The 22865-nt window shown below is 67.6% G+C and carries 21 protein-coding genes; 8 read left to right on the forward strand and 13 right to left on the reverse strand.

Annotated elements, in window-relative coordinates; translation table 11 throughout:
* Positions 1 to 28: 28 nt before the first annotated feature.
* The gene (locus N2K98_RS11490; protein WP_229949435.1) at positions 29 to 505 is read right to left on the reverse strand and encodes an Lrp/AsnC family transcriptional regulator; all 477 of its coding nucleotides are present in this window, start codon (positions 503 to 505) and stop codon (positions 29 to 31) included.
* Positions 506 to 690: 185 nt separating this feature from the next.
* Between N2K98_RS11490 and N2K98_RS11495 the strand changes: the two genes are divergently transcribed.
* From N2K98_RS11495 to N2K98_RS11520, 6 genes are all read left to right on the forward strand, one after another.
* Positions 691 to 2127, forward strand: a complete 1437-nt coding sequence (locus N2K98_RS11495; RefSeq protein ID WP_407079985.1) for an amino acid permease — start codon at positions 691 to 693, stop codon at positions 2125 to 2127.
* Positions 2128 to 2233: 106 nt separating this feature from the next.
* A complete protein-coding gene (locus N2K98_RS11500) occupies positions 2234 to 3253 on the forward strand; it encodes a thiamine pyrophosphate-dependent enzyme (RefSeq protein WP_255865231.1) in 1020 nt (339 codons plus the stop codon).
* A 133-nt stretch (positions 3254 to 3386) separates the two neighbouring features.
* Positions 3387 to 4352, forward strand: a complete 966-nt coding sequence (locus tag N2K98_RS11505; protein ID WP_255865257.1) for an alpha-ketoacid dehydrogenase subunit beta — start codon at positions 3387 to 3389, stop codon at positions 4350 to 4352.
* On the forward strand, positions 4345 to 4674 hold the full coding sequence (locus tag N2K98_RS11510) for a biotin/lipoyl-containing protein (RefSeq protein ID WP_227918229.1): 330 nt from the start codon (positions 4345 to 4347) through the stop codon (positions 4672 to 4674). The genes N2K98_RS11505 and N2K98_RS11510 overlap by 8 nt, the downstream gene beginning before the upstream one ends.
* Before the next feature lie 3 nt (positions 4675 to 4677).
* Positions 4678 to 5490, forward strand: coding sequence for an alpha/beta fold hydrolase (locus tag N2K98_RS11515; protein ID WP_255865230.1), 813 nt, complete (start codon positions 4678 to 4680; stop codon positions 5488 to 5490).
* A gap of 152 nt (positions 5491 to 5642) precedes the next feature.
* On the forward strand, positions 5643 to 6608 hold the full coding sequence (locus N2K98_RS11520; protein ID WP_255797311.1) for a serine/threonine-protein kinase: 966 nt from the start codon (positions 5643 to 5645) through the stop codon (positions 6606 to 6608).
* Positions 6609 to 6681: 73 nt separating this feature from the next.
* On the opposite strand, the gene N2K98_RS11525 is transcribed toward N2K98_RS11520, so the two are convergent.
* The 5 genes from N2K98_RS11525 to N2K98_RS11545 all read right to left on the reverse strand — a co-directional run bounded on the left by N2K98_RS11525 (position 6682) and on the right by N2K98_RS11545 (position 13712).
* Positions 6682 to 6852: a hypothetical protein gene (locus N2K98_RS11525; protein WP_255789884.1), complete on the reverse strand. Its 171-nt coding sequence runs from the start codon at positions 6850 to 6852 to the stop codon at positions 6682 to 6684.
* 98 nt (positions 6853 to 6950) lie between these two features.
* Positions 6951 to 8285, reverse strand: a complete 1335-nt coding sequence (locus tag N2K98_RS11530) for an MFS transporter (RefSeq protein ID WP_255865229.1) — start codon at positions 8283 to 8285, stop codon at positions 6951 to 6953.
* A 98-nt stretch (positions 8286 to 8383) separates the two neighbouring features.
* Positions 8384 to 11449, reverse strand: coding sequence for an AAA family ATPase (locus N2K98_RS11535; RefSeq protein WP_255865228.1), 3066 nt, complete (start codon positions 11447 to 11449; stop codon positions 8384 to 8386).
* Positions 11446 to 12609: an exonuclease SbcCD subunit D gene (locus N2K98_RS11540; RefSeq protein ID WP_255865227.1), complete on the reverse strand. Its 1164-nt coding sequence runs from the start codon at positions 12607 to 12609 to the stop codon at positions 11446 to 11448. The genes N2K98_RS11535 and N2K98_RS11540 overlap by 4 nt, the downstream gene beginning before the upstream one ends.
* Before the next feature lie 98 nt (positions 12610 to 12707).
* Complete coding sequence (locus tag N2K98_RS11545; protein WP_255865226.1) at positions 12708 to 13712, reverse strand: aquaporin; 1005 nt, start codon at positions 13710 to 13712, stop codon at positions 12708 to 12710.
* A gap of 772 nt (positions 13713 to 14484) precedes the next feature.
* Here N2K98_RS11545 and N2K98_RS11550 point away from each other — a divergent pair.
* Positions 14485 to 15525 carry an ADP-ribosylglycohydrolase family protein gene (locus tag N2K98_RS11550; RefSeq protein ID WP_255865225.1) on the forward strand — a complete coding sequence of 347 codons (1041 nt, stop codon included), beginning with the start codon at positions 14485 to 14487 and terminating at the stop codon, positions 15523 to 15525.
* Between the two features lie 36 nt (positions 15526 to 15561).
* On the opposite strand, the gene N2K98_RS11555 is transcribed toward N2K98_RS11550, so the two are convergent.
* The 4 genes from N2K98_RS11555 to rph all read right to left on the reverse strand — a co-directional run bounded on the left by N2K98_RS11555 (position 15562) and on the right by rph (position 18783).
* On the reverse strand, positions 15562 to 16578 hold the full coding sequence (locus N2K98_RS11555; RefSeq protein WP_255865224.1) for an exonuclease domain-containing protein: 1017 nt from the start codon (positions 16576 to 16578) through the stop codon (positions 15562 to 15564).
* Positions 16571 to 17269 (reverse strand): DedA family protein, encoded by a 699-nt coding sequence (locus N2K98_RS11560; protein ID WP_255797304.1) that lies wholly within the window; start codon positions 17267 to 17269, stop codon positions 16571 to 16573. The genes N2K98_RS11555 and N2K98_RS11560 overlap by 8 nt, the downstream gene beginning before the upstream one ends.
* 95 nt (positions 17270 to 17364) lie before the next feature.
* Positions 17365 to 18009 (reverse strand): RdgB/HAM1 family non-canonical purine NTP pyrophosphatase, encoded by a 645-nt coding sequence (rdgB, locus tag N2K98_RS11565; protein ID WP_255865223.1) that lies wholly within the window; start codon positions 18007 to 18009, stop codon positions 17365 to 17367.
* A complete protein-coding gene (gene rph / locus N2K98_RS11570) occupies positions 18010 to 18783 on the reverse strand; it encodes a ribonuclease PH (RefSeq protein ID WP_229949457.1) in 774 nt (257 codons plus the stop codon). It abuts the gene before it with no gap.
* Positions 18784 to 18938: 155 nt separating this feature from the next.
* Between rph and N2K98_RS11575 the strand changes: the two genes are divergently transcribed.
* Entirely contained in the window at positions 18939 to 20345 is a 1407-nt protein-coding gene (locus N2K98_RS11575; protein ID WP_255865222.1) for an alpha/beta fold hydrolase, read from the forward strand.
* 8 nt (positions 20346 to 20353) lie between these two features.
* Here the strand turns inward: N2K98_RS11575 and N2K98_RS11580 are convergent, their stop codons facing one another.
* From N2K98_RS11580 to N2K98_RS11590, 3 genes are all read right to left on the reverse strand, one after another.
* On the reverse strand, positions 20354 to 21205 hold the full coding sequence (locus tag N2K98_RS11580) for an MBL fold metallo-hydrolase (RefSeq protein ID WP_255797301.1): 852 nt from the start codon (positions 21203 to 21205) through the stop codon (positions 20354 to 20356).
* On the reverse strand, positions 21202 to 22203 hold the full coding sequence (gene murI / locus N2K98_RS11585) for a glutamate racemase (protein ID WP_407079838.1): 1002 nt from the start codon (positions 22201 to 22203) through the stop codon (positions 21202 to 21204). The genes N2K98_RS11580 and murI overlap by 4 nt, the downstream gene beginning before the upstream one ends.
* A 94-nt stretch (positions 22204 to 22297) precedes the next feature.
* A complete protein-coding gene (locus N2K98_RS11590) occupies positions 22298 to 22855 on the reverse strand; it encodes a DUF2017 domain-containing protein (RefSeq protein ID WP_255865220.1) in 558 nt (185 codons plus the stop codon).
* Positions 22856 to 22865 lie beyond the last annotated feature (10 nt).

Raw genomic sequence — 22865 nt, forward strand, 5'->3', positions numbered from 1 at the left:
GTGTAACGGCTGTGCGGTGCATCACAGCTTAGGCTTCCGGTGTTGCTGCGGCATTCAGCAGGGGCAGCATCCGCCCCTGGAAGTGCGTGTTCAGCACAATCACCGAGGAGGTCCGCAGGACGGTGTTCGTGGCGACAATCGCGTCAATCACCCGTTGCAGGTCAGAATTGGACCGCGCCGCCACGCGCGCCAGCAGGTCGCTCTCCCCCGAGACGGTATGCACCTCCTGGATTTCCGGAATCCTGGACAGCGCCGCGACCACTGCGTCGTGGCCGGTGTCCTGGCGGATGGTGAGCGAGCAGTAGGCGACGACGTCGTACCCCAGGGCTTCGGCGTCGATCCGCGGACCCCACCCGGCAATTACGCCGGTCTCCTGCATCCGGTCCAGGCGTGCCTGCACGGTGGCCCGGGCAACGGCGAGCCGGCGCGAGGCTTCGAGCACCGACATACGCGGGTTGTCGGTAAACAGGGTGACGATACGGGCGTCCAGCGCGTCGGTGGGCATGGGGTCCTTTCCGGGACTAAGCACAGGCAGTGTACAAATTGTAAAGGCAGCACGGCCGACTGCCGGAACAGAGGACACACAAACCGGCCTTAAGATGGAATCCGGTGTACAGACCCGCGGCAGCATCCCTGCCGGCCGGCGCCCGCACCGGCAGCCCATCCGTTCGTTCTAAGGCCTCCCCTGTTATGCCCAGTTCCGCCCGCCCGTCCAGCACTGATACTGCACTTCCGGCCGGGGAACCGTCCGGAGCGAAGAAGATGCAGCCGAGGCACCTTGTCCTGATGAGCCTCGGCAGTGCCATCGGCACCGGCCTCTTTGTAGGGTCCGGCGAAGGTATTGCAGCGGCCGGTCCCGCAGTGCTGATCTCCTTCCTGATTGCCGGAACCATGGTGATTCTCATCATGCGCATGATGGGTGAGATGGCGGCGGCAGATCCCAGCAGCGGTGCGTTTTCCGTGTATGCCGAGAAAGCCCTGGGGCGCACGGCGGGCACCACGGTCGGGTGGATGTGGTGGTTCCAGATCGTGATCGTCATAGCCGCGGAGGCCACGGCCGCCGCGGCCATCGTCGCTTCCCTGATCCCCGGCGTCGAGCAGTGGATGCTGGCGCTGGCGTTCATCATCGTGTTTACCGCCGTCAACCTGGCCGGGGCTGCCAGTCTGGGTGAATTCGAGTACTGGTTTGCCATCCTGAAGGTTGCGGCCATCATCATCTTCCTGGCGGTCGGCGCCGCCTTTGTGGCCGGACTGCTTCCGGGCGTCCCGTCGCCGGGCACCTCCAACCTCTTCGACAACGGCGGCTTTATGCCCAACGGGCTGACCGGGGTGGCCTCGGGACTGCTGCTGGTGGTTTTCGCTTTCGGCGGCACCGAGATCATCACCATCGCGGCGGCGGACACCGAAGAGCCGTCCAAGAACATTGCCGGAGCCATCAACTCGGTGATCTGGCGGATCCTGGTCTTCTACATCGGTTCGGTGCTGGTGATGGTCACCGTGCTGCCCTGGGACAGTGAAGCGCTGAGCACCGGGCCGTTCGTAGCCGTCCTGCACGCAGCGAAGGTGCCCGGCGCGGACACGGTCATGGCCGTCGTCATCGTCATTGCACTGCTGTCCGCCATGAACGCGAACCTGTACGGCGCGTCCCGGATGATCTACTCCCTGGGCGAGCGCGGCCGGGCTCCGGCCGCCCTGGGCCGCCTTGGCTCCGGCGGAGTGCCCCGCCGGGCCGTGCTGGCGTCCGTGGTCTTCGGCTTCATCGCCGTGGTGCTGAACTACCTCTACCCCGACACGGTACTGATGATCCTGCTCAACACCGTCGGTTCCACCTGCCTGGTGGTCTGGGGCATCTCCATCGTTTCGCAGATCATCCTGCGGCGGCGGGCGGAAGCGGCCGGCGTCGAACTCACGTTCAAGATGTGGGCCTTCCCCTGGCTCTCCTACTTCGCGCTGGCACTGCTCGCAGGAATCGTGGTCCTGGGCTTCTTCGACCCCGATGTGCGGATCCAACTGCTGGCGACGGCGGCCCTCAGCACCGTGCTGGTACTGCTGGCCTGGTCCTTCGAGCGGCGCAGCGCCGCCAAGGCCCGCACCGCACCCGCGGACCGAGGCAACCAGGCCGGATAGGCAAACTGCCAAGCACAGGCGACTGCCGAATGCCACATTTGTACAGACTGTGTCATGTTCGGGGCGCTGTTTGCTCACTGTGGCGTGAACCACTAAATTGCGGACTATGGACAATAATCTGCAACCTGCGGCCCTGTCGGCGGAGGAACTCCGGGAGCTGTACCGCCTGGTCACCGCCGTCCGGCAGCTGGACCTCGCCGCGATCGCCTGGCAGCGCCAGGGCATCATCCCCGGGTATGCCCCGGAGCTGGGCCAGGAAGCCGCCCAGGTGGGCAGCGCCTTCGCCATGGACCCCGAGCATGACTTCGTTTTCCCCACCTACCGGGAAATGGGGGTGGCGCTGACCATGGGCGTGGACATGACCGCCTACATGTCCACCCACAAGGCCAGCTGGCACGGCGGCCTCTACAACCCGGTGCAGACCCGGCTCGCCCCGATCCAGGCAGTGGTCGGCGGATCAGTGCTGCACGCCGTGGGCTGGGCCCACGGGCAGACCCTCGCCGGGAACCCCGGTGTTGCCCTGACCTACTTCGGCGACGGCGCCAGCTCCCAGGGCGACGTCCATGAAGCAATGAACTTCGCCGGCGTCCTGAAGGCGCCGGTCATTTTCTTCGTCCAGAACAACGGCTGGGCCATTTCGCTGCCCACCGAGGCCCAGGTGGCCGGCGGAACCGTCGCCGCCCGTGCCGCCGGGTACGGCATGAAGGCCATCACCGTGGACGGCAACGACGCCGCCGCCGTCGTCCTCGCCACGCGCGAGGCCGCCGCTCACGCCAGGGCCGGACACGGGCCGGTACTGATCGAGGCCATGACCTACCGCCGCGGCCCGCACTCCACCAGCGACGATCCCGGCCGGTACCGGAGCCTGGCGGAGGAACGGCGCGACGAAGGCGCGGATCCGGTCCAGCTGCTGGCAGACCGGTTGCTCGCCGACGGGATAGCCGACGACGCGTTCCTGGACACCGCGCTGCAGGATGCCAAGACCAACGCGGACGCCGTCCGCGAAGGTGTCATGGCGCTCGGCCCGCGTCCCGGACGGGAAATGTTCGACTTTGTTTTCGCCGAGCCCACCGAAGCACTCAAAGCCCAGGCCCGCGCCTGGCGGGAGGAATCCGAACATGTCTGAGCAGCTAAGCGACGCCGTGGCGTCCTCCGACCTGGAAGCCGCTGCCCGGAACACGGAGCAGACCGCCGCGCAGGAGCAGTCCCCCCTGGCCCCGTCCCCGGAGGACGGCGACGGCCGGGTGGAAAACCTCTCGATGCAGGCGGCCCTCAACCGTGCCCTGGCCGAAACACTGGCCGAGGATCCTCGGGCCGTTGTCCTGGGCGAAGATGTGGGACGGCTCGGCGGTGTCTTCCGCATCACCGACGGCCTGCAGCAGCGCTTCGGCGCCGACCGCGTTTTCGATACCCCGCTGGCGGAGTCGGGCATCCTCGGCATGTCCGTGGGGCTGGCCATGGCCGGTTTCCATCCGATCCCGGAGGTGCAGTTTGACGGTTTCGCATATCCGGCGGTGAACCAGATAGTCACCCAGCTGGCCCGGATGAACTACCGCAGCCGGGGCACCATGCCCATGCCGGTGACCCTGCGGGTACCCAGCTTCGGCGGCATCCGCGCCCCCGAGCACCACGGCGAGTCGCTGGAGGCGCTCTTCGCCCACGTTCCGGGATTGAAGGTGGTTTCCCCGTCCAGCCCGCACGAGGCCTACCATCTGCTGAAGCATGCCGCAGCCGTTCCGGACCCGGTGATCTTCATGGAACCGAAGTCCCGCTACTGGCAGAAGGGCGACGTGTTCCTGGACGACGCCGGCCCTATGGAGGGTGCCAAGGTGGTCCGTCCGGGCAAGCACGTCACGCTGGTGGCATGGGGTGCCATGGTGGCCCGCTGCCTCTCCGTGGCCGAGCTGGCCGCCGAGGACGGCATCGAGGTGGAGGTCCTGGACCTGCGGTGGCTCAAGCCGATCGACGCCGAGGGGCTGGCCGCCTCCGTCGCCCGGACCCGGCGCGCCGTCGTCGTCCACGAAGCGCCGCTGACCTCCGGTCTCGGCGCCGAAGTGGCCGCCCTGATCACGGAACGCTGCTTCGATACCCTGCGCGCTCCGGTTGGGCGGGTCACGGGATTCGACGTACCGTATCCCTCAGGCGATCTTGAAGACGAATACATCCCGAACATCGACCGCATCCTGTTCGGGATCCAGCGAGTATTGGAGTACCGGCGTGGCTGAAATCCCCTTCCCCCTTCCCGACCTCGGCGAAGGCCTGATCGAGGCCACCGTGCTGGAATGGCTGGTGTCCGTGGGTGATCAGGTGGAACGCAACCAGCCGCTGGTCGAGGTGGAAACCACCAAATCCGCGGTGGAGCTGCCTTCCCCGCAGGCCGGCCGCGTTGCACGCACCTACGGCGAGCCCGGGGAAACGATCAACGTGGGCGAACCGCTTATCGTCTTCGAGGTTCCGGACAACACCGCCGGCATCGTAGGCACCGTGCCGCAGGAAGCTCCGGCACGCCGCCGGGTCCGGCTGACCGCCGCACTGGACGAGGACTAGGCAGTGGCCGACTACGGCTCCCTGGTGGAAGGCACCGATCCCCGCCTTTCGGTGGAGATTATCGACCCTGCCGGCGGTGCTGCGGGCACGACGGCGCTGCGTCCCGTCCTCCTGCTGCACGGCTTCGCCTCCAGTGCGCAGTTGAACTGGCACGACTCTGGATGGATCACCGCACTGACCGCCGCGGGGCGCCGGATCATTACCGTGGACCTGCCCGGCCACGGCGGCAGTGCAGCACCGGAGGACCTCGATTCCTACCGCCCCAGCCGCATCCGCGCGGACCTGCTGCAGGTTCTTCAGGACGCCGGCGTGTCTCCGCTGGCCGACGACGACCCGGCCAGCGGCCTGGACGTGGTGGGCTATTCCCTCGGTTCCCGCCTCGCCTGGGAGTTCGGTGCGACCCAGCCCGAACTCGTGCACCGCATGGTGCTCGGAGGGCCGGGAAGCGGAGACCCGCTGGCGGACTTCGATCTCGATGCCGCCCGTGAAGCAGCGGCGGGCGGGGCGCCGGTGGCGGATCCCCGCACCGCCGAACTGCTGCGCATGGCCCAGCTGGTTCCGCAGAATAACCTGGCCGCCCTGTTCCGGATGATCGAAGCCATCAAGGAGGAACCCTTCTCCCCCGCAGCGGCGGTTCCTTCCATGCCGCTGCTCCTGGTTGCCGGAGAACGCGACGACCTCGCGGCGACAGCGCCCAAGCTGGCCGCCCTGAGCGGACAGGCCGAGCTGGTATCGCTTCCCGCCCGCACCCACACGAACGCCATAACCTCCCGGGCGTTCAAAAACGCTGCAGTGGAGTTCTTGGCCGGCGAATAACAGCTTGGTTACGGCGGCGGGTTATTCCGCCAGCATTTCCGGGTGCACGCTAAGATGAAAAGGCTAGGGGGCTAGCCGGACATTGATCAGCCTACTGATTAATGTTCCGCGAGATTCCCTGCTTCATCTTTGACCCTCAAGGGAGGACACCCGTGGATGTACTCCTGGGGCACCGGTACCGCACCACCGAACTCATAGGGTCCGGTGGTGCTGCTGCCGTCTACCGTGCAGTCGACGAGAACCTTGGGCGGGAAGTAGCCGTCAAGCTTTTCAACGCCGGGTTCCGAGAGGATGACGAAACCCGCCGCCAGCAGATCGAAATGCAGCTGCTGGCAACCCTGAACCATCCGGGATTGGTCACCCTGCTGGACGCCGGCGTCAACGTTGATGACGAGGGCCGCAGCTCCAGCTTCCTCGTGATGGAGCTGGTGGACGGACCGGACCTGCGCGGCACGCTCAAGGAAGGCCCCCTCTCCTCCTCGGCAACGGCGGCGCTGGGCGCCGATCTGGCCGACGCGCTGAACTACGTGCACAGCAACGGCGTGATCCACCGCGACGTAAAGCCTGCGAACATCCTGCTTTTCCCGCAGGAAGACATGGACACCCGCCTGTACCCGCGGCTCACCGACTTCGGGATCGCCAGGATGGTCGAGGCCACCGTAGCCACCGCCAACGGCGCGACCATCGGAACCGCGAACTACCTGAGCCCGGAACAGGCGCAGGGGGCTGCCGTGGATCCGCGGACCGACGTCTACTCACTGGGCCTGGTGCTCCTGGAATGCCTTACCGGGGAAAAGGCATTCCCCGGCCCGATTGTGGAAGCAGCCGTGGCACGCCTGCTCCGTGACCCCGAGATTCCCGAGTGGGTGGGACCGGATTGGACCGGCATCCTTCGGGCCATGACATCCCGCCTTGTGGACGCACGCCCCGAGGCACACGAAGTGGCAGTGGCGCTTCGTTCCCTGGCTTCCGAAGCCATGGTGCTGGACGGACCTGTCCCGTCGCCGGGCAGCTCCGCGTTCGGCGATCCGGACACCGGAGAATCCGCAACGGGCGGCGCTACCACGGGCAACATCTATATTCCGGCCCCGCCGCAGCACGCCCCCAGTCTGGGCTAGGCCGGGCTATCCTGGAGAGGCACAAAAACGGATCGGTCCCGAGGGACCGATCCGTTTTTTATAAGTCAGAAGGCTACTTGCCGTCGTCGGCCGCTTCATCCTCTTCGGGCTCAAAGTTCGAGGCTTCTTCGGTGCTCGCGGCAGCGATCCCGTCCTCGCTCTGGGGGATGGTGCCTTCGGGGCCGCCCTGCGAACCCGTCTTCGACTGATCCCCCTGGCCGGCTTCCTTTTCGGTATTTCCCATGGTGTTTCTCCTTTGTGGTGCTCGCTGGCCTACTTATTCGATACTAGGCCAACTGTGGCCCGGCCAACACCTGCCGATGGGTTCGGCAGCCGCCCTGTTCAGGCCGCAGAACGTTTGCGGGCTGCGCGGACAGCGACCAGGCTCAGCAGCAGCAGGGCTGCCGCTGAAGCAGTCGGAACGATGAAGGCGTGGCTGTGGCCGAAGGAATCCGCCAGTCCGCCAGCCACGGAGGAACCCAGCGCCTGGCCGGTGACGACGCCGCTGGCCAGCAGGGTCATTACGGTACCCATCAGCTCGCGCGGGGCCACGATGGCGCCGATGCCGAAGATGCTGACCATGGTCGGCCCCACGGGGAGACCCAGAATCAGCAGCACAACAACCATGGTGCCGATGCTCGAGGGCAGGAACAGGAGCAGGGTGAACGCCAGCATCGCCGCGGCGCACAGGACCCAGCGGCCTGCAGTGCCGAACCGCTCAGGCCAGAAGGCCACGGACAGGGCAGCAACGGCGGAACTCAAAGCCATGGCCGCGTAGATCAGGCCTGCGGAAGTGGCCATGCCGAAGCTGCCGGCGAACGCCGTGAGGCTGGTCTGGGTGGAACCGAAGAACGACCCCATGGCGACCATGCCGAGTACCGGAACCATGATCAGCAGCCACTGCGGACGTTCCCGCGGGGCCGGCGCTTCCGGATCCGGCACGCCCGGCGCTGCTCCCTTGCGGGCGATCTTCGGGCGGCGCGAGGTGGGGACAACGTGTTCCACGGTGTGGTGTACGGCAAAGGCGGTCACCATGGTGATCGTCAGCACTGCCGCCAGCACAAGCGGCAGCCAGGGGGCGACGGCGGCGGCGAGCAGGCCCACGAGGGCCGGACCGAGCACGAAGGTCAGTTCGTCAGCGGTTCCTTCGTAGGCGAGGGCGGTGTCCATCTCGCGGCCCTGCGGACGGCGGGCGGTCATTGCCATCCAGCGGACGCGTGCCATGGGCCCCACCTGGGGGCAGGAAGCACCCATAAACAATGCGGCCGCCAGCATCCAGAACGGCGCGTCGGCCGGATCCAGGAGCGCAGCGGATAGGAGGAACAAGCCGATGGCCACGGGGTTCAGGACGGCGGTGCCCAGGAGGACGGGGCGCTGTCCGATCCGGTCCGCGAGGTACCCCAGCAGCGGGGCACCCACCGCGGAGCCGACGCCGACGCCGCCTGCGGCGAGGCCGCCGAGCGCGTACGAGTCGGAAACCTCGGTAATGAGGGTAAGTGCACCGACGGTGAGCATGGCCAGGGGAAGCCGTGCAAGGAAGGCGATGGGGAAGAATGACTTGCCGGCCAGGGCGAAGATGGCCTGGTAGCGGCCGCCGGCGGACGGAGTCTTCGCCGGGTCGGCAGGCATGGAGTCAGGGCTTGGTGCCTGAGTGGGGGTGGAGGTGTCTTGGGTCATGGTGCGGTATCCAGATACGTCGAACCGCGCACCGTCCCCCCTCCCGGTGCGCACAACCCTTGTAACCCGTCGATTTTACCCATGCCGGGCCGGTGAACCTAACCGGGAACGCCGGCGCTGTAACGGACCGAGGAACCGTTGCGGCCTTTGAGGATCTGGAGCTGCGCCGGGATCCGTTGTTTCATTTCCGCCACATGGCTGACGAGCCCGACCACGCGGCCGCCGTCGCGCAGTCCTTCCAGCGCGTCCATGACCTGTTCCAGGGACTGCTCGTCGAGGCTGCCGAACCCTTCATCCACGAACAGGGTTTCAATGTTCACCCCTCCCGCTTCCTGCTGGACCACGTCGGCCAGCCCCAGGGCCAGGGCCAGGGAGGCCATGAAGCTTTCGCCGCCGGAGAGGGTGGAAGTATCCCGGTGCTGTCCGGTCCACTCGTCAGTGACGTGCAGGCCCAGGCCTGCCTTGCGGTTTCCGGACTTGGAATCGTTGTGTACCAGCGCGTACCGGCCTCCGGTCATAGCCGCCAGCCGTTCCGTGGCAGCCGCTGCCACCTGCTCCAACCGCGCTGCCAGGACGTAGGTACTCAACGTCATCTTGTATTGGTTTTCGCCACCGCCCCGGGCAGTGTCTGCCACCGACTGCAGCAGGTCCCGCCGGGCGCGAAGGGGCGCGGTGCGCTTAAGCGCCGCCTCCAGCTCGGCAGAGTATTCCGCGAGCCGCACCGCCGAGCCTTCCAGCAGTCGGACGAGCAGGGCGGCCTCTTCCTGTTCCTTCCGTGCAGCCGCGGCCGCGTCTGCCGCCTCCGCCACGTCTTCCTCGTCCGGCACGGCCAGCGGCTCCCCCGCGGCGTCGTCCGGGCCGGCCGCTGCCTGGGATTCCCGCCGCAGCAGCAGCCTGCGGCCCTGCTCTTCCCAGTCCGAAACAGCCGAGGCATAGGCGTCTGCGGTGGCGGCGTCGAGCAATGCAGCCGTAACCTCGGCCGCCGAGGCAAAGGTCGTTCCAGCCAGGGCTGCATCCAGTTCAGCGCTGACCCGGTCCAGCTCCTCTTCGGCCGCGGCGAGCGCGCCGGCTGCCTCGCGCGCGGCGGCGGCGAGCTTCGCGAACAGAGCCAGGGACTGGACCCGTTCGCTGATGCTCGGGAAGCCCTGGAGCGCCTCCCGTAGGCGCTCCGACAGTTCCGCCGCCTGTTCGCGGGCCGCCGCGGCACGGGAATCCGCCTGTGCCGCGGAAATGAGCGCCTCGGACCGGGCAGCCTCGGCGGCCGCGAGTTCAACAGCGATTGCGGTGAGCCGGCGGTCTGCTTCGGCCAGCGCCCGGACGGCCCCGCGGGCATCCTCCAACTCTGCGCGGGCCGCATCGAGCTGGTCCTGTGCGGAGGCGGCATCCCCTGCACCCCCGCGGGCACGAAGGGCTGCAGCCTCCTCGGCAGCGGTACCGGCCAAACGCCGGGCTTCTTCGTAGGCCGCTTCGGCCTTGCCCGCGCGTGCCTTGGCTGCCTGTTCGGCTTCGCGGGTGACCGGAGCCTCCCCGTCCGGCAGCTCTGCCGGACGCGGGTGCTCGAGTCCCCCGCACACCGGGCACGGCGTGCCGTCTGCAAGTTCCTGTGCCAGTTCCGCAGCTGCCTGGTCCAGGCGTGACTGCAGCAGATCCTGCCACCGCTGCCGCAGATCCTGATACTCCTGGCGGGCGTCGGCAGCCGCCTTCTCCGTCACCGCTGCACGCTCGTTTGCCGCGGCATAACTGCTGATGGTCGCGACCAGTTCTTCGGCGGCGGCCAGGGCTGCTTCGGCCCGCGCTTCGCCTTCCGCCAGCCGTCCCAGCGCGGCGGCTTCGCCGGCCAGCTCCGCCTCTTCCGCCCGCAGGGAGTCCAGCGATGCGTCGGCGTCGACGGCCTGTACCCGGAATGCTTCGGCAGCGTCCGTCTCCGCTCCGGCGCGGGCGAGCAGGGCTTCGGTGCGTTCTTCGTCTTCTCTCGCAGCACGCGCAGCTGCGAGATCCGCGCTGACGCGGGCCTCCAAACCGTCCGGCAGCGGTGTCTCTGCGGCCGACGACACGGTGTAGGACGCCACAGCGTAGGCAGGGGCCAGCACATGGTCGGCCAGCGCCTGCAGGGTCACTGCGGCTTCGGTGCGGCGGTTTTCCGCCCGCCCGGCGGCGGCTTCCTGAGCCCGTACGCTGCCTGCCAGCAGGGAAGCGGCAGCGTGGGTCGCAAGCGCGGCCCGCTGGGGCTCAATCTCCGCTTCGGACGCGGCATGTTCTGCTTCGTCCCGGATCAGCTGCTGCAGGGCCACGCCGCGGGCACGGCGGTGCTCGAATTCCTGCAGGTGCTTCTCGGCGCTTTCCCGCGCCGTCATCAGCTCCGCGAGTTCCTTGCGGGCGGCGGCGGTCCGGGAGTCGAGCTCCGCCTGGAACTGTTCGAGCTCCGTTTCCCCGCCCTCGGCCTCACCGCCGTCATCCGGCCCGCTGCCGTCTGCCGTTTCGCCGCGGTAGCGCCGGATTTCGTCACGTGCACGACGCAGCACATGCTCGGACTGCTCCTGCGCCGTCTCAAAGCGGTCGGTGGCTTCGACAAGCTCGGCCTTAAGGCGACGTTCAATGTCTTCAAACCGGGAGGTGCCGAAGAGCTGCTGCAGCAGCTGCTCGCGCGAGGCCGCATCGGCGCGCAGGAAGGCCGCAAAATCCCCCTGCGGCAGCATCACCACGCGGGTGAACTGGTCCCGGTTCATCCCGAGCAGCTCGGTGATCTCCGCAGACGCTTCGTCGTTGCGGGATGACTTCTGGACCCAGGCGCCGTCAACAAACTCGCGCAGCAGCGTCTTGGCCTGCTCGGTGACCGTGCCCTTCCCGCCCGCGCGCTTGGCCGGACGTTCCCACTGAGGGCTCCGGACAACTTCGAAACGACGGACCCCGGAACTGAACTCGCAGACCACTTCGGGCGGGGTGTCCTGGGCAGCGTGGTCGCTGCGCAGCCGGCGTCCCTGCTGGCGGGCACCGGGGACGGTGCCGTAGAGGCCGAAGCAGATGGCGTCCAGCACGCTGGTCTTCCCCGCCCCCGTAGGTCCGTTCAACAGGAAGAGCCCGTGGGCGCCCAGCTCATCGAAGTCGATAGCCTGCCGGTCTGCGAACGGACCGAAGGCCTGCATTTCCAAGCGGTGGATTCTCACTGTGCAGCCTCTGCTTCGCGGACCTTGTTCAGGATTTCGATGAACAGGTCCTTTTCCTCATCCGCTGCACTGCGCGAGCGGACATGCTCAAGGAAGCCGCAGCAGATGTCGAGATCGTCGGTGGCCTTTGCCAGCCGCTGGCTGTATGTCTGGGCCGGTCCCCGGGCGCCGCCCTCCGGGTCAAAAGCCAGAACCAGGGTGTCGGGGAACCGCGTGCGGAGCAGCTCCATGGCCTTGGCCGGCCGCTGGCTGTCCGTCAGGGTGACCTGGCAGTAGGCTTCCTCGGCCTCCGCAAGGTCCGGGTCCGCCAGCAGGTCCTCGAGCTTGCCGCGCAGCACCGCCAGCCGGCGCCGGGCCGGCCAGGTGACCGCCTCCACGGAAGCGAGGCCGCCGCCGTCGAACTCCAACAGCCATCCGCCCTTGGCCTGCCGTGCCTCGGAGAAGGAATACGGGATCGGTGAGCCGCTGTAGCGGACCGTGGGGCTGAGCTGCTGGCGGCCGTGCAGGTGTCCCAGGGCTGTGTAGGAGAACTCTTCGAAGAGGTCCAGGGGGACGGCCCCAAGGCCGCCCACTGCCAGGTCTCGTTCGCTGTCGCTGCTGATGCCGCCGCTGGCGAACGTATGGGCCGTAACCACGGAAGCGACGGGTTCGCCCGCACGTTCACGGGCAAGGATGTCTTCGCGGATCCGCTGTACGGCCGCCGCGGTGACGGAGAAGTGGTTCGGGACCTCAACCCCCAGCTCCCCGGCGGCGAGGCGGGGCTCGAGGTACGGGATGCCGTAGATGGCCACCGGCCTGCCCTCGGCGGGCAGGATCACGGGCCGGGCAATGTCCTCATACCGCGTGCGCAGGTGCACGCCGGCCCGCTCGAAAAGTGCGCTGCCAAATCCCAGCCGGGCGGCGGAATCATGGTTGCCGCTGGACAGCACCACCACCGCGCCGGCCCCGGTGATGCGTTCCAGTGCCGAATCCAGCAGGCGCACGGTGTCCACCGCCGGAAGCGCACGGTCATACACGTCCCCTGCAATCAGCACGGCATCCACGCGCTCTTCCCGGACAGTGTCCACCAGGGCGTCAATGAAGTCCGCCTGGGCGTCGAGCATCCCCACGCCGTGGAAGGAACGGCCCAGGTGCCAGTCTGAAGTGTGCAGTAAACGCATGTCTTAAAAACTACAGCCCGGCTCCGACAGTTAACGGATCGGGGGCAGCGGCGCGTGCCGCTGCCCCCGGGGGGTCCTGCTGTTTAGTGCTTAAGCTCCTAGGCGCGGTTGCCCGGCGTGCCGTCCTCCGGACGGGTTGTGCCGGTGCCGTCTGCGGGCTTGTCGAAGAAGCCTCGGGCTTCCTCGTCCACAACCGGCGTCGTGCTCCCGGCATCGGATGCCGGCTTGGTGGCAACGGGCTTCACGGTGTCGGTGTCGTCCGCATCCTCGTCCAGGGCGGCGGCAGCATTGTTGCTGTGTGCGTCAATGGTCATGTCGACGCTGCGGAAGATGAGGCCGGCAATCACTGCGCCGAGCAGCGGTGCAACCCAGAACAGCCACAGCTGCTCCAGTGCCCAGCCTTCGGAGAAGATGGCGACGGCGGTGGAACGGGCCGGGTTGATGCCGCCGTTGGTGACGGGAACAAGGACGGTCAGCAGGACGGCGTAGGTCACGCCGACGGCGAATGCGCCGGAAACGGCGAGGGACTTGCGGGAGCCCGTGCCTGCCTTGCGGGATGCTGCGCCGAGGAAGACGGCGGTCAGCAGGGCCGCGCCAACGACCTCCATGAGCAGCGCGCTCGGAAGCGGGAAGAGATTTGTCGAGTGCTCCCCGTAACCGTTGGCCGTGCCGGTCAGGAACTGGCGGGCCTGCTCACCGATCTGGTCATGGCCGGTGATGACCACCCAAAGGATTGCAACACCGAGTACGGCGCCCACCAGCTGGGCCAGGATGTACGGCAGGACGAACTTCCACGCCGTGCGTCCGGCCACTGCACTGCCGAGGGTGATCGCGGGGTTGAAGTGGCCGCCGGAAATGAAGCCGAAAGCCGCCATGGCACCTGCAAGGGCCAGGCCGAAGGCCAGCGGCGAGCCGATGCCGCCGCCGGCGGTGTTGCCGAAGATGGCAATCCCGATGCCGACGAAGAGAAGCAGGAACGAACCAATAGCCTCGGCTACCGTCCGTCCGACAAACCCGTAGTTGTAGCCACCGTTCGCAGGCGCTGCATCGCGGGCGGGCACAACGGCTCGGGCTCCGCTGAGTGGTAAGGACTCAGATGACATGGAAGAAGGATTCCTAACGTGTGGGTGGCGACGCCGGATTCACGGCCGCCGGTATAAGAACAGAAGTGGTACTGCGACATGGCCTGCACCGAACGGTGCGGAAGCGGACATGCGCGAACTCACTACAAACTACCCCACCGTGTCAGCGCAGGCTGTGAACTTCCTGAATTTGCCCTGTTTACGCCAGGGACACAGGGGCCCACCCGGTGATACTGCAGCATGTCCGGATCCCCGCAGATTGTCCCCGCAGTGTGTCCGAATCCCCGCAGTATGTCCGGATCCCCGCACCGCGCGGCGCAGGAATTGTCACAAACCGCTGGGATCGCGACAAACCGAAGGGCTTTTTCCGACCGAGGCGCTCTGCTGTTGCCAGTGGGACCACCCGAGAGCACTCCAGCCCCACATGCTGGGACGCTGTGCTGCCTGGACCCGGCCTCGAACACAGGGTCCCACCCGGTGGTTCTGCTGTTGCCAGTGGGACCCCAGGTGAGCACTCCAGCCCCACATGCTGGGACGCTGTGCTGCCTGGACCTATCCCCGGACACAGGATCCCACCCGATGGTGCTGCTGTTGCCGGTGGGAGCATACCAGGGCACTTGGTCCCCACATGCTGGGACGCTGTGCTGTCTGGACCATGCCAGCCCCCGTCCCTGCCCCAGCCCCACATGCTGGGACGCTGTGCTGCCTGGACTATGCCAGCCCCACACCCGGCCCCAGCCCAGGGAACCGCAGCCCGACGGACCGCTCCGGACCCAGCGCCTATGCTGGAGGAGTGATCCCCGAACCCGATTCCGCCCCTGTTTTCCTCTCCTCCGCTGCCCTGTCGGCAAAGATCCGCGGCTGCCTGCTCGGCGGCGCACTGGGCGATGCGGCAGCCGCAGCCTCCGGCCCCGCATCCGCTTCCAGCACGTCGATCACCGCGGACACCCAGCTGGCCCTGTATTCCCTCGACGGGCTGCTTGAAGCCATTGAATGGGCAAATCAGGGAGTAGGAGCGGACGAGACGGCATGCATCTGGCTGGCCTATCTCCGCTGGATGCGAGGCCGGGGCCTGCCGCTCCCCGAGAACGGTCCGTCACCGCTGCCCCGCCCCATTGATGCGGAGCCGCTGCTGCAGCCGGCCGGAACCGAGGGGGACGCAGACCTGGATCCCGACGTCCTGCAGGCGCTCTCCACGGGGGAAATGGGTACCCGCCAGCGCCCGCTCAACACCGGAGTCAACACTCCTGCCGCACTGGTGCGCTCGGCTCCGTTCGGGCTGCTCCCCTACGTCGAGACGGAAACCGTCTACAAGCTGGCCCTTGACGCTGCCTCGCTGACGCACGGACATCCTTCGGCTAGGCACAGCGCCGCGGTCTTCGCTTCGATGGTCCACGGCCTGCTGGCACCGGGGGCAAAGCTCCGCAGCGCGGCAACGGAGGCACTGGCGCAGGCCCGGGCCAACGGAGTTCCGGAGCTCGCGGACCGGCTGCAGGCGGTACTGGACGACGACGGCGGTGCGGGCGCAGCAGCGGCCGGCACCTCGGGCGGAACACCCACATCGGAAGAAGCCCTGGCGATCGGGCTGCACGCCGCACAGGCCGTGGAAGACGCAGCGGACGCAGCTGCGGGAGACGGGAACCTCAGTGCCGCAACAGGAGCTGCCATCCGGGACGCCGCAACGGCGGGCGGCACACCGGCCGCCGTCGTGACGGGAAGCCTGCTGGGGACCCGGTACGGCACCCTTCCGGAGACCGACCTTGAGACGCTGCGGGAACGCGGCGTCATTGAAAAACTGGCCTCGGGGTTCGTTGCCGCCACGGTCGCGCCCTAGGAGACCCCTAGGAGACCCCTAGGAGAATTACTGCCGCTACTGTGATGCCCGCGGCCAGATGCCGCCGAGGGTCTGCAGGAATTCGGCTTCGGACAGGACTTCAATGCGCTGGCCGCGCTCGTGCAGGTCCAGTACCCGCCGTGCCTTGCCGGTCAGGCGTCCGCTGCGCAGGTCCCCGGGCTCGAAACCGTCGCCGACCACCAGCACACTGGTGGCGCGGGTGACGTTGCTGGCAGTGCGGGCGCCGACCTCTGCGGCCCGGTCCTTGGCGGTCTGCCGGGCCATGCCCAGGTTGCCGGTGAACACAACAGTCTGGCCGAACAGCGGATGCGCCGGGTCCGCCAGCGGATTAGGCGGCGGATTCTCGCCTTCCGAAGGCCAGCCCTGCCAGACGCCGCCTGCCGCAGCCGGCGTACCGGTACCACGCGCCAGTGCGTCCCGGGTGGCTTTGGAAAGCGGATGCTGCCCCGGCACGTAGGCCGGGAGGTGGGACGCCGGCCGGCCGTCGCGCAGGAAAAACTCCGGCATGGACTGTGCTCCGCTGCGCCGGGCAATATCCACCATGATCCCGGCACAGGCGCGTGCGTCCTCGGTGGCGTCGTGGTGGTTCAGCAGGGGCACTCCGGCCGCTTCCGCGGCGAAAGGCAGCGAATGCGAAGGCAGCTGGTAAGTACGCCGTGAATGGACCACTGTGCAGGTGTAGTCATACGCCGGTCCGGCCAGCTCGGAAACCTCAAGCGCGGAACGGATAACGCCCAGGTCAAAAGCGGCATTGTGCGCCACGAGCAGGTCATCGCCGATGAAGGCGCCGATCTCCGGAAAGAGTTCACCGAAGCGCGGAGCCCCCGCCACCATTTCGGGTTCAATGCCGTGGATCCGCACGTTGCGCGGGTCAAAGTAGTCGTGCCCCTCCGGAGGCCGCATCAGCCAGGACGCTTCCTCGACAACCTGGCCGCCCCGGACCTTTACAAGCCCAACGGAACAGGGCGAACCCCGGAAACCGTTGGCTGTTTCAAAATCTATTGCGGTGAAACAGAGCCCTGCCTCAGGCATTGCCGCGGGCCGCCTGCTTCCGCCTCGAGCTACGCACCTTGGAAACCACGAACCATACAGCCGCAGCAATTACCGCCACGATAACGATCTTCTGGAAAACGCCGGCGTACTGTTCCACGATGTGCCAGCTTTCGCCCAGGTAATAACCGGCCGCGATGAAGATTGCGTTCCAGATCAGGCTGCCCGCAGTGGTAAGTGCCGTGAAGGTCAGCAGGTGCATCCGTTCGATGCCGGCAGGAATCGAAATAAGGCTGCGGAACAGCGGGATCATCCGGCCGAAGAACACCGCCTTGTTCCCGTGCCGCCCGAACCAGGCCTCCACTTTGTCCACGTCCTCCAGGTCCACCAGCGGCACCTTCGCGACCAGCCGGCGCATCCGGTTCCGGCCCAACCATGCGCCGAGGCCGTAGAGTGCCAGGGCGCCGACGACGGAGCCCAGCGTGGTCCAGAAGAGCGCGGCGGCAATGGAGAAGTTGCCCTGGCTGGCGGTGAAGCCGGCCAGCGGCAGGATGATTTCGCTCGGCAGCGGGGGGAAAAGGTTTTCCAGGGCAATGGCCAGCCCTGCGCCGGGAGCGCCGATGCTTTCCATCATGCCGACCGCCCAGTCCGCCACACCCCCAAGGGCTGAGGGGTCGCCTGAGGCTTCGGCGAGGACGGAGGTGGCTGGGGTAACGGCTTGTGTAATAGTCATCTCGCGCTCAATTCTGCCCTAGGCCCCCCGGCGGGGAAGAATCGGAGCTGCCTTGCCCGGCGTGTTTGGGACACATCACACAACCCGGCCGCGGGTCAGGAAACGTGCGAAGTCCCCTCTGCCAGCGCGAGGACGATGGCAGGCAGCAGGGCGCGGAAGGCCTGGCCGCGGTGGCTGATTGCGTTCTTTTCCGTACTGCTCAGTTCCGCGCACGTGCGGTCCAGTCCGGACGGCTGCAGGATCGGATCGTAACCGAAGCCGCCCGCTCCCCGCGGCGCTTCCTGCAGTGTTCCGCGCAGCTCGCCGCGTTCCACGGTCTCGCCGCCGTCGGGCAGGGCCAGGGCAGCAGCGCAGACGAAGGCCGCTCCGCGGTGCTCGGCGGGAATGTCACTCAGCTGGGCCAGGAGCAGTTCGAGGTTCGCGGCGTCGTCGCCGTGCCGGCCGGCCCAGCGTGCCGAAAAGATCCCGGGCGCTCCCCCCAGGACGTCAACGGCCAGCCCGGAATCGTCCGCAACGGCGGGCAGGCCGGTGGCTGCGGCTACCGCATGGGCCTTGAGCAGGGCGTTCTGTTCAAAGGTCACGCCGGTTTCGGCGACGTCGGGGACACCGGCCGCGGCGGCGTCGATCACCTGCGTGTCAACGTCGAGGCCGGGCACCTGCCCGCGGAGCAGTTCCCGCAGTTCGCGCAGCTTGCCCGGGTTGCGGGTGGCCAGGACCAGACGCGCTGTTGGCTGCGGCATTTAGGCCAGGCCCAGGGTCTGCCGCTGGATGACGGCCAGTTCTGCGGTACCCGCCAGGGCCAGGTCGAGGAGGGCGTCGAGCTCGGCGCGGTCGAACGGAGCGCCTTCCGCGGTGCCCTGGACCTCGACGAATTTGCCCGAACCGGTAACCACCACGTTCATATCGGTTTCGGCCCGGACGTCTTCCACGTACGGCAGGTCCAGCATCGGCACCCCGTCGATGATGCCCACGCTGATCGCCGCTACGGTGTCCAGCAGCGGGTTGGCGTTGCGGGCAATGAGCTTGTTTTCCTTGGCCCACGCCACGGCGTCGGCGAGGGCCACATAGGCGCCCGTGATGGCGGCGGTACGGGTGCCGCCGTCGGCCTGCAGGACGTCGCAGTCAAGGACAATCGTGTTCTCGCCCAGGGCCTTGGTGTCGATGATGGAACGCAGCGAGCGGCCGATCAGCCGGGAGATCTCGTGCGTGCGCCCGCCCAGCTTGCCCTTGACCGATTCGCGGTCGTTGCGGGTGTTGGTGGCGCGCGGGAGCATGGCGTATTCGGCGGTGACCCAGCCCTTGCCCTCGCCCTTGAGCCAGCGCGGCACGCCGGGAGTCAGCGACGCGGTGCACAGCACCCGGGTGTTGCCGAACTCGATCAGTGCCGAACCTTCGGCCTGCTTCGACCAGCCGCGGGTAATGGTGATGCTCCGCAGCTGGTCGGGGGTACGGCCGTCGGAGCGGACGGCTGCAGAGGGTGAAGTGGAAACAGGGCTGTTTGCGGCGGTTGTCATGGGCCCAGTCTATCGGCCGGACAGTTCGCGGCCGGCGGGCGGGCGCCGACGATAATGCGCTTCCACCCTTCCCTGTCCGCTGCGCGGCTCCTAGGGTGGCGCCGTACCGTCAGACCCAGACCTCCTGCAATGACGCAGAAAGGATCGGCACACACATGCGCAGACTTTCATCTTTGGGGGTTGCCGTTTCGCTGGCCCTGGCAACGGCCCCGGCAACGGCAACAGCGGCGGAGCCTGACGTCACGGAGCTCGGGGGGACACTTCCCGGCGGGGCAACGTGGGCAGCACAAATGCCGGAGGACTGGAACGGCAAGCTGGTGCTCTACAGCCACGGCTTCCGGCCCGGACCCGACAACCCGGCGGAGGACCCGGGCTTCGAATCCACCGCGCAGGCGCTGACTGCCCGGGGATTCGCGGTCGCATCCTCGTCCTATGCATCCGCCGGCTGGGCACTCGGCACAGCGGTCGAGGACCAATTGGGCACCTTGGCCGCCTTCTCGGCCGCGGCGGGCGAGCCGGTCCGGACCATCGCCTTCGGCACCTCGATGGGCGGCCTGGTCAGCAGCCTCATCGCCGAAACCCCGGACAGCGGCGTGGACGGTGCGGTGAGCACCTGCGGGCTGCTCGGCGGCGGAATCAACCTGAACAATTACCAGTTGGACGGCATCCACGCGCTCGCCGAACTGCTCCTGCCCGGAACGGACCTGCAGTTGACGGGATTCCGCACCGCCGAGGAAGCGGGCGTCACCATCGATGCCCTGATGGGTGCGGTACAGCAGGCACAGGCGACGCCGGAGGGCCGGGCCCGGCTGGCACTGGCGGCGGCCCTGATGAACACACCAACCTGGTTCAGCGGAGACATGGAACCGGATCGGAAGGACTTCGCCGCACAGCAGGAGGCGCAGTACAACTGGCTGCTGCAGACCATCCCGTTTGTGGTCGGCTCGCGTGCCTCGATTGTCAACGCCGCAGACGGTGACAGCGGCTGGAACGAAGGGGTGGATTACCGTTCCCTGCTGCGGGACTCGGCGCAGCGGCAGCAGGTCAAGGCGCTGTACCGCAGTGCCGGCCTGGATCTGCGCCGGGACCTGCATACCCTCACCTCCACCGCGGACATTGCGCCGGATCCGGAAGCCCTGGACTGGATGGACCGCACCTCGACCCCGCACGGAGACCTCCTGATGCCGGTGCTGACCATGCATACCCTGGCCGACATCCTGGCGCCGGTTCAGTACATGGAGGAGTACGCGGAGACGGTTCGGGACGCCGGGGCCGGTGCGCTGCTGCGCCAGTCCTACGTCGAACGGACCGGGCACTGCACCTTCACCGACGCGGAGCGGGTCGGCGCCGTGCTGGCCATGGACGAACGCCTTGACACCGGACGCTGGGGAAACCTGGCCGAGCCCCGGCAGCTTGACCGGGCAGCCGAATCACTGGGACTGGGCGAAGCGGACTTCATCAGGTACCGTCCCGAAGAATTCGTCAACGACCGGAGCTACCCGCAGGATCCCGGCTCCGGCCACGGACATGGACACGGGCACGGACATGGAAAGGGCCGCTGACGGCAGGCCTATCCCGCTTCCCTCGCCCCGCCCTGCACGGCGAGCGGCGCGGTGAAGGGGCTGCCGACGTCGTAGGAGACACCGGCCACGGCGACGGCGAGGTCCCCGCTGTAGGTTCCGCGCGCTTCCGAGACGCTGACGCTGGCGTCGTTCCAGACCGGCAGGTGCGTGAGGAGCAGCCGCCGGGCCTGCGCTGCGGTGGCTGCTTCTCCGGCGCGGCGGCCGGTCAGGTGCACGCCTTCGATGGCGTCGTCGCGGCCCTCATGGAACGCAGCTTCACAGAGGAAAACGTCGGTGTCTCGGGCAGCATCTTCCAGCCCGGGGCAGGAATCCGTATCTCCGGAATAGGCCAGGGTCCGGAGTACGGGTTCGCCGTCGGCGTCCACGGTGCGGGCCTCCACGCGCAGGGCGTAGGCCTCTTCGGCCGGGTGCCGCACCGGATAGGGGGTCACGGTGAACGGCCCGATCTGCACTGCACTGCCGGCGGTCCAGTTGGAGAACTCGAAATCCTCGTGCATGCCCGGATCCAGCTCCAGCCCGTAGGCCGTTGCCATCCGGTCCGCCGTTGCCGCCGGGCCCCAGACCTTGATCCGGTCCCGGTTCCAGCCGGAGGGATCCCAGTGCACGGCTACGTGGAGGCCGCACAAATCCATGCAGTGGTCCGGATGCAGGTGGGTCAGCAGGACGGCGTCGATGTCCCGCAGGTCCATGTAGCGCTGCAGCGCACCCAGCGAACCGTTGCCGAGGTCCAGCAGGATCCGCCAGTCGCGGACGCCGTCGTTGGCGGTCACGAGGTAGCACGACGCCGGCGAGGCCGGGCCGGGGAAGGATCCGCTGCAGCCCACAATGGTCAGTTTCATACCGTGCCGTTCCAGGAAGCGCCGCTGTGCGCCTCCGTGCGTTCAGGGGCATCAGCCCGGGCTGCGGCAATCATCTGCGGGGTTACCCGCGCCATGCTGCCTGTGGGGTAATGCGCGGCCACATGTTCCACCTGCTGGACGCTGAGCACCTCGGGACCCAGGAAACGCCGGGCAAGCAGTTCGAAGGAGGCGGAGTCACCGGTGGCAACAAAGGTATGCTGCGGCGCGGTCTGCGAGCGCCGTTCAATCCCGTGCGAGATCAGGGCGCGGTAGACATCCTTCGCGGTTTCCTCGGCACTGGACACGAGCGTGACGCCGTCGCCCATGACATAGGAAATGACGCCGGTGAGCAGCGGGTAGTGCGTGCAGCCAAGGACCAGGGTGTCCACGTCCCGGTCTTTCAGCGGAGCCAGGTATTCCTCCGCCGTGGCCAGCACATCGGGACCGGACGTGATGCCGGCTTCGACAAACTCCACGAACGCCGGGCAGGCCACCGAAGACACCTGCAGGTGCGGGGCCGCGGCAAAGGTGTCGTCGTAGGCCCGCGAACCAACGGTGGCAGCCGTTCCGATGACGCCGATCCGTCCGGTCCGGGTAGCAGCCACCGCGCGGCGGACGGCCGGCTGGATGACCTCGATGACGGGGATGCCGTATCGGTGCGTGTAGCGCTCACGGGCGTCGCGCAGGACGGCTGCGGAGGCGGAGTTGCACGCAATCACCAGGAGCTTGACGCCGGAATCCACCAGTTCGTCCATCACACCCAGCGCTTTGGCCCGTACTTCGGCGATCGGCAGGGGGCCGTAGGGTCCGTTGGCGGTATCCCCCACGTACATGACGGCTTCGTTGGGCAGCTGGTCAAGGACCGCGCGTGCCACTGTCAGCCCGCCGACACCGGAGTCAAAGATGCCGATCGGGGCGTCCGGGTCCTTGACCCGGACTGTTTCGTGCACAGACGTGCCCAGTGGATGGGTGGAGGGGCTGGCCGGGTTCGAACTCATAATGTAACGACCATAGTCCTCCCCCGCGCGCGGGCACATTCACCGCCCCGTGCCGTTGCTCACATAGTCGGCTGCCGGTGCCATGGAGTCCTAGTCAGTTCAGGGAGCCGAGCAGCGCCTGCATCAGTGTCTCCTGCAGCCATGTGACGAAGTTGTACACGAGTGCAAGGTAGCCGTCCAGGTCCTCCGCCTTGGACGGATCGGTGATGTCGTGCAGCCGCTCGGCGTCTTCATCATTTTCCAGGCCCAGGCGGTCGGCCAGCACCAGCCGGACATCGTTCAAGGCGCGGGCAAAGAGCTGCGCCTGCTCGGTGTCCAGTCGAAGCGGTGCCGTCTCCAGCTGCAGCGCGGCGGCGCGCAGGGCGGCTTGTTTTGATTCGCGCAGCGTCCGTTCCGTGAACCGCCGGAACTCCAGGGCGTCGTCGTCGTTCCCCGTGGTGCCGTTGGGGAGGAGCCTCAGCAGGGCGGAGTCATCCGGAACGGCCGCCGACGGGTCGATGCCGACCATGGCCGCGAGGGGATCGGCATCCGCGGCAGTGTCGGGTTCCAGCAAGGACTGCACATCGGAGAAGAGCTTGCGGAGCAGGTCCCGCTCCCCCGGTTCCAGGTTGGCGGTAATGCCCTTACGGGTGAGCTTGAAGCCGGTGGCCACGAATATCCGT

The sequence above is a fragment of the Arthrobacter jinronghuae genome, assembly GCF_025244825.1.
Taxonomy (GTDB): domain Bacteria; phylum Actinomycetota; class Actinomycetes; order Actinomycetales; family Micrococcaceae; genus Arthrobacter_B; species Arthrobacter_B jinronghuae.

What these genes read in the sequence shown, in the direction of transcription:
- N2K98_RS11560 (WP_255797304.1), bottom strand. Translation starts at nt 17,269, where the DNA reads ATGACTATTACACAAGCCGTTACCCCAGCCACCTCCGTCCTCGCCGAA.
- N2K98_RS11495 (WP_407079985.1), top strand. Translation starts at nt 691, where the DNA reads ATGCCCAGTTCCGCCCGCCCGTCCAGCACTGATACTGCACTTCCGGCC.
- N2K98_RS11505 (WP_255865257.1), top strand. Translation starts at nt 3,387, where the DNA reads ATGCAGGCGGCCCTCAACCGTGCCCTGGCCGAAACACTGGCCGAGGAT.
- N2K98_RS11490 (WP_229949435.1), bottom strand. Translation starts at nt 505, where the DNA reads ATGCCCACCGACGCGCTGGACGCCCGTATCGTCACCCTGTTTACCGAC.
- N2K98_RS11540 (WP_255865227.1), bottom strand. Translation starts at nt 12,609, where the DNA reads ATGCGTTTACTGCACACTTCAGACTGGCACCTGGGCCGTTCCTTCCAC.
- N2K98_RS11530 (WP_255865229.1), bottom strand. Translation starts at nt 8,285, where the DNA reads ATGACCCAAGACACCTCCACCCCCACTCAGGCACCAAGCCCTGACTCC.
- N2K98_RS11545 (WP_255865226.1), bottom strand. Translation starts at nt 13,712, where the DNA reads ATGTCATCTGAGTCCTTACCACTCAGCGGAGCCCGAGCCGTTGTGCCC.
- N2K98_RS11500 (WP_255865231.1), top strand. Translation starts at nt 2,234, where the DNA reads ATGGACAATAATCTGCAACCTGCGGCCCTGTCGGCGGAGGAACTCCGG.
- N2K98_RS11525 (WP_255789884.1), bottom strand. Translation starts at nt 6,852, where the DNA reads ATGGGAAATACCGAAAAGGAAGCCGGCCAGGGGGATCAGTCGAAGACG.
- N2K98_RS11580 (WP_255797301.1), bottom strand. Translation starts at nt 21,205, where the DNA reads ATGAAACTGACCATTGTGGGCTGCAGCGGATCCTTCCCCGGCCCGGCC.
- rdgB (WP_255865223.1), bottom strand. Translation starts at nt 18,009, where the DNA reads ATGCCGCAGCCAACAGCGCGTCTGGTCCTGGCCACCCGCAACCCGGGC.
- N2K98_RS11555 (WP_255865224.1), bottom strand. Translation starts at nt 16,578, where the DNA reads ATGCCTGAGGCAGGGCTCTGTTTCACCGCAATAGATTTTGAAACAGCC.
- murI (WP_407079838.1), bottom strand. Translation starts at nt 22,203, where the DNA reads ATGAGTTCGAACCCGGCCAGCCCCTCCACCCATCCACTGGGCACGTCT.
- N2K98_RS11575 (WP_255865222.1), top strand. Translation starts at nt 18,939, where the DNA reads ATGCGCAGACTTTCATCTTTGGGGGTTGCCGTTTCGCTGGCCCTGGCA.
- rph (WP_229949457.1), bottom strand. Translation starts at nt 18,783, where the DNA reads ATGACAACCGCCGCAAACAGCCCTGTTTCCACTTCACCCTCTGCAGCC.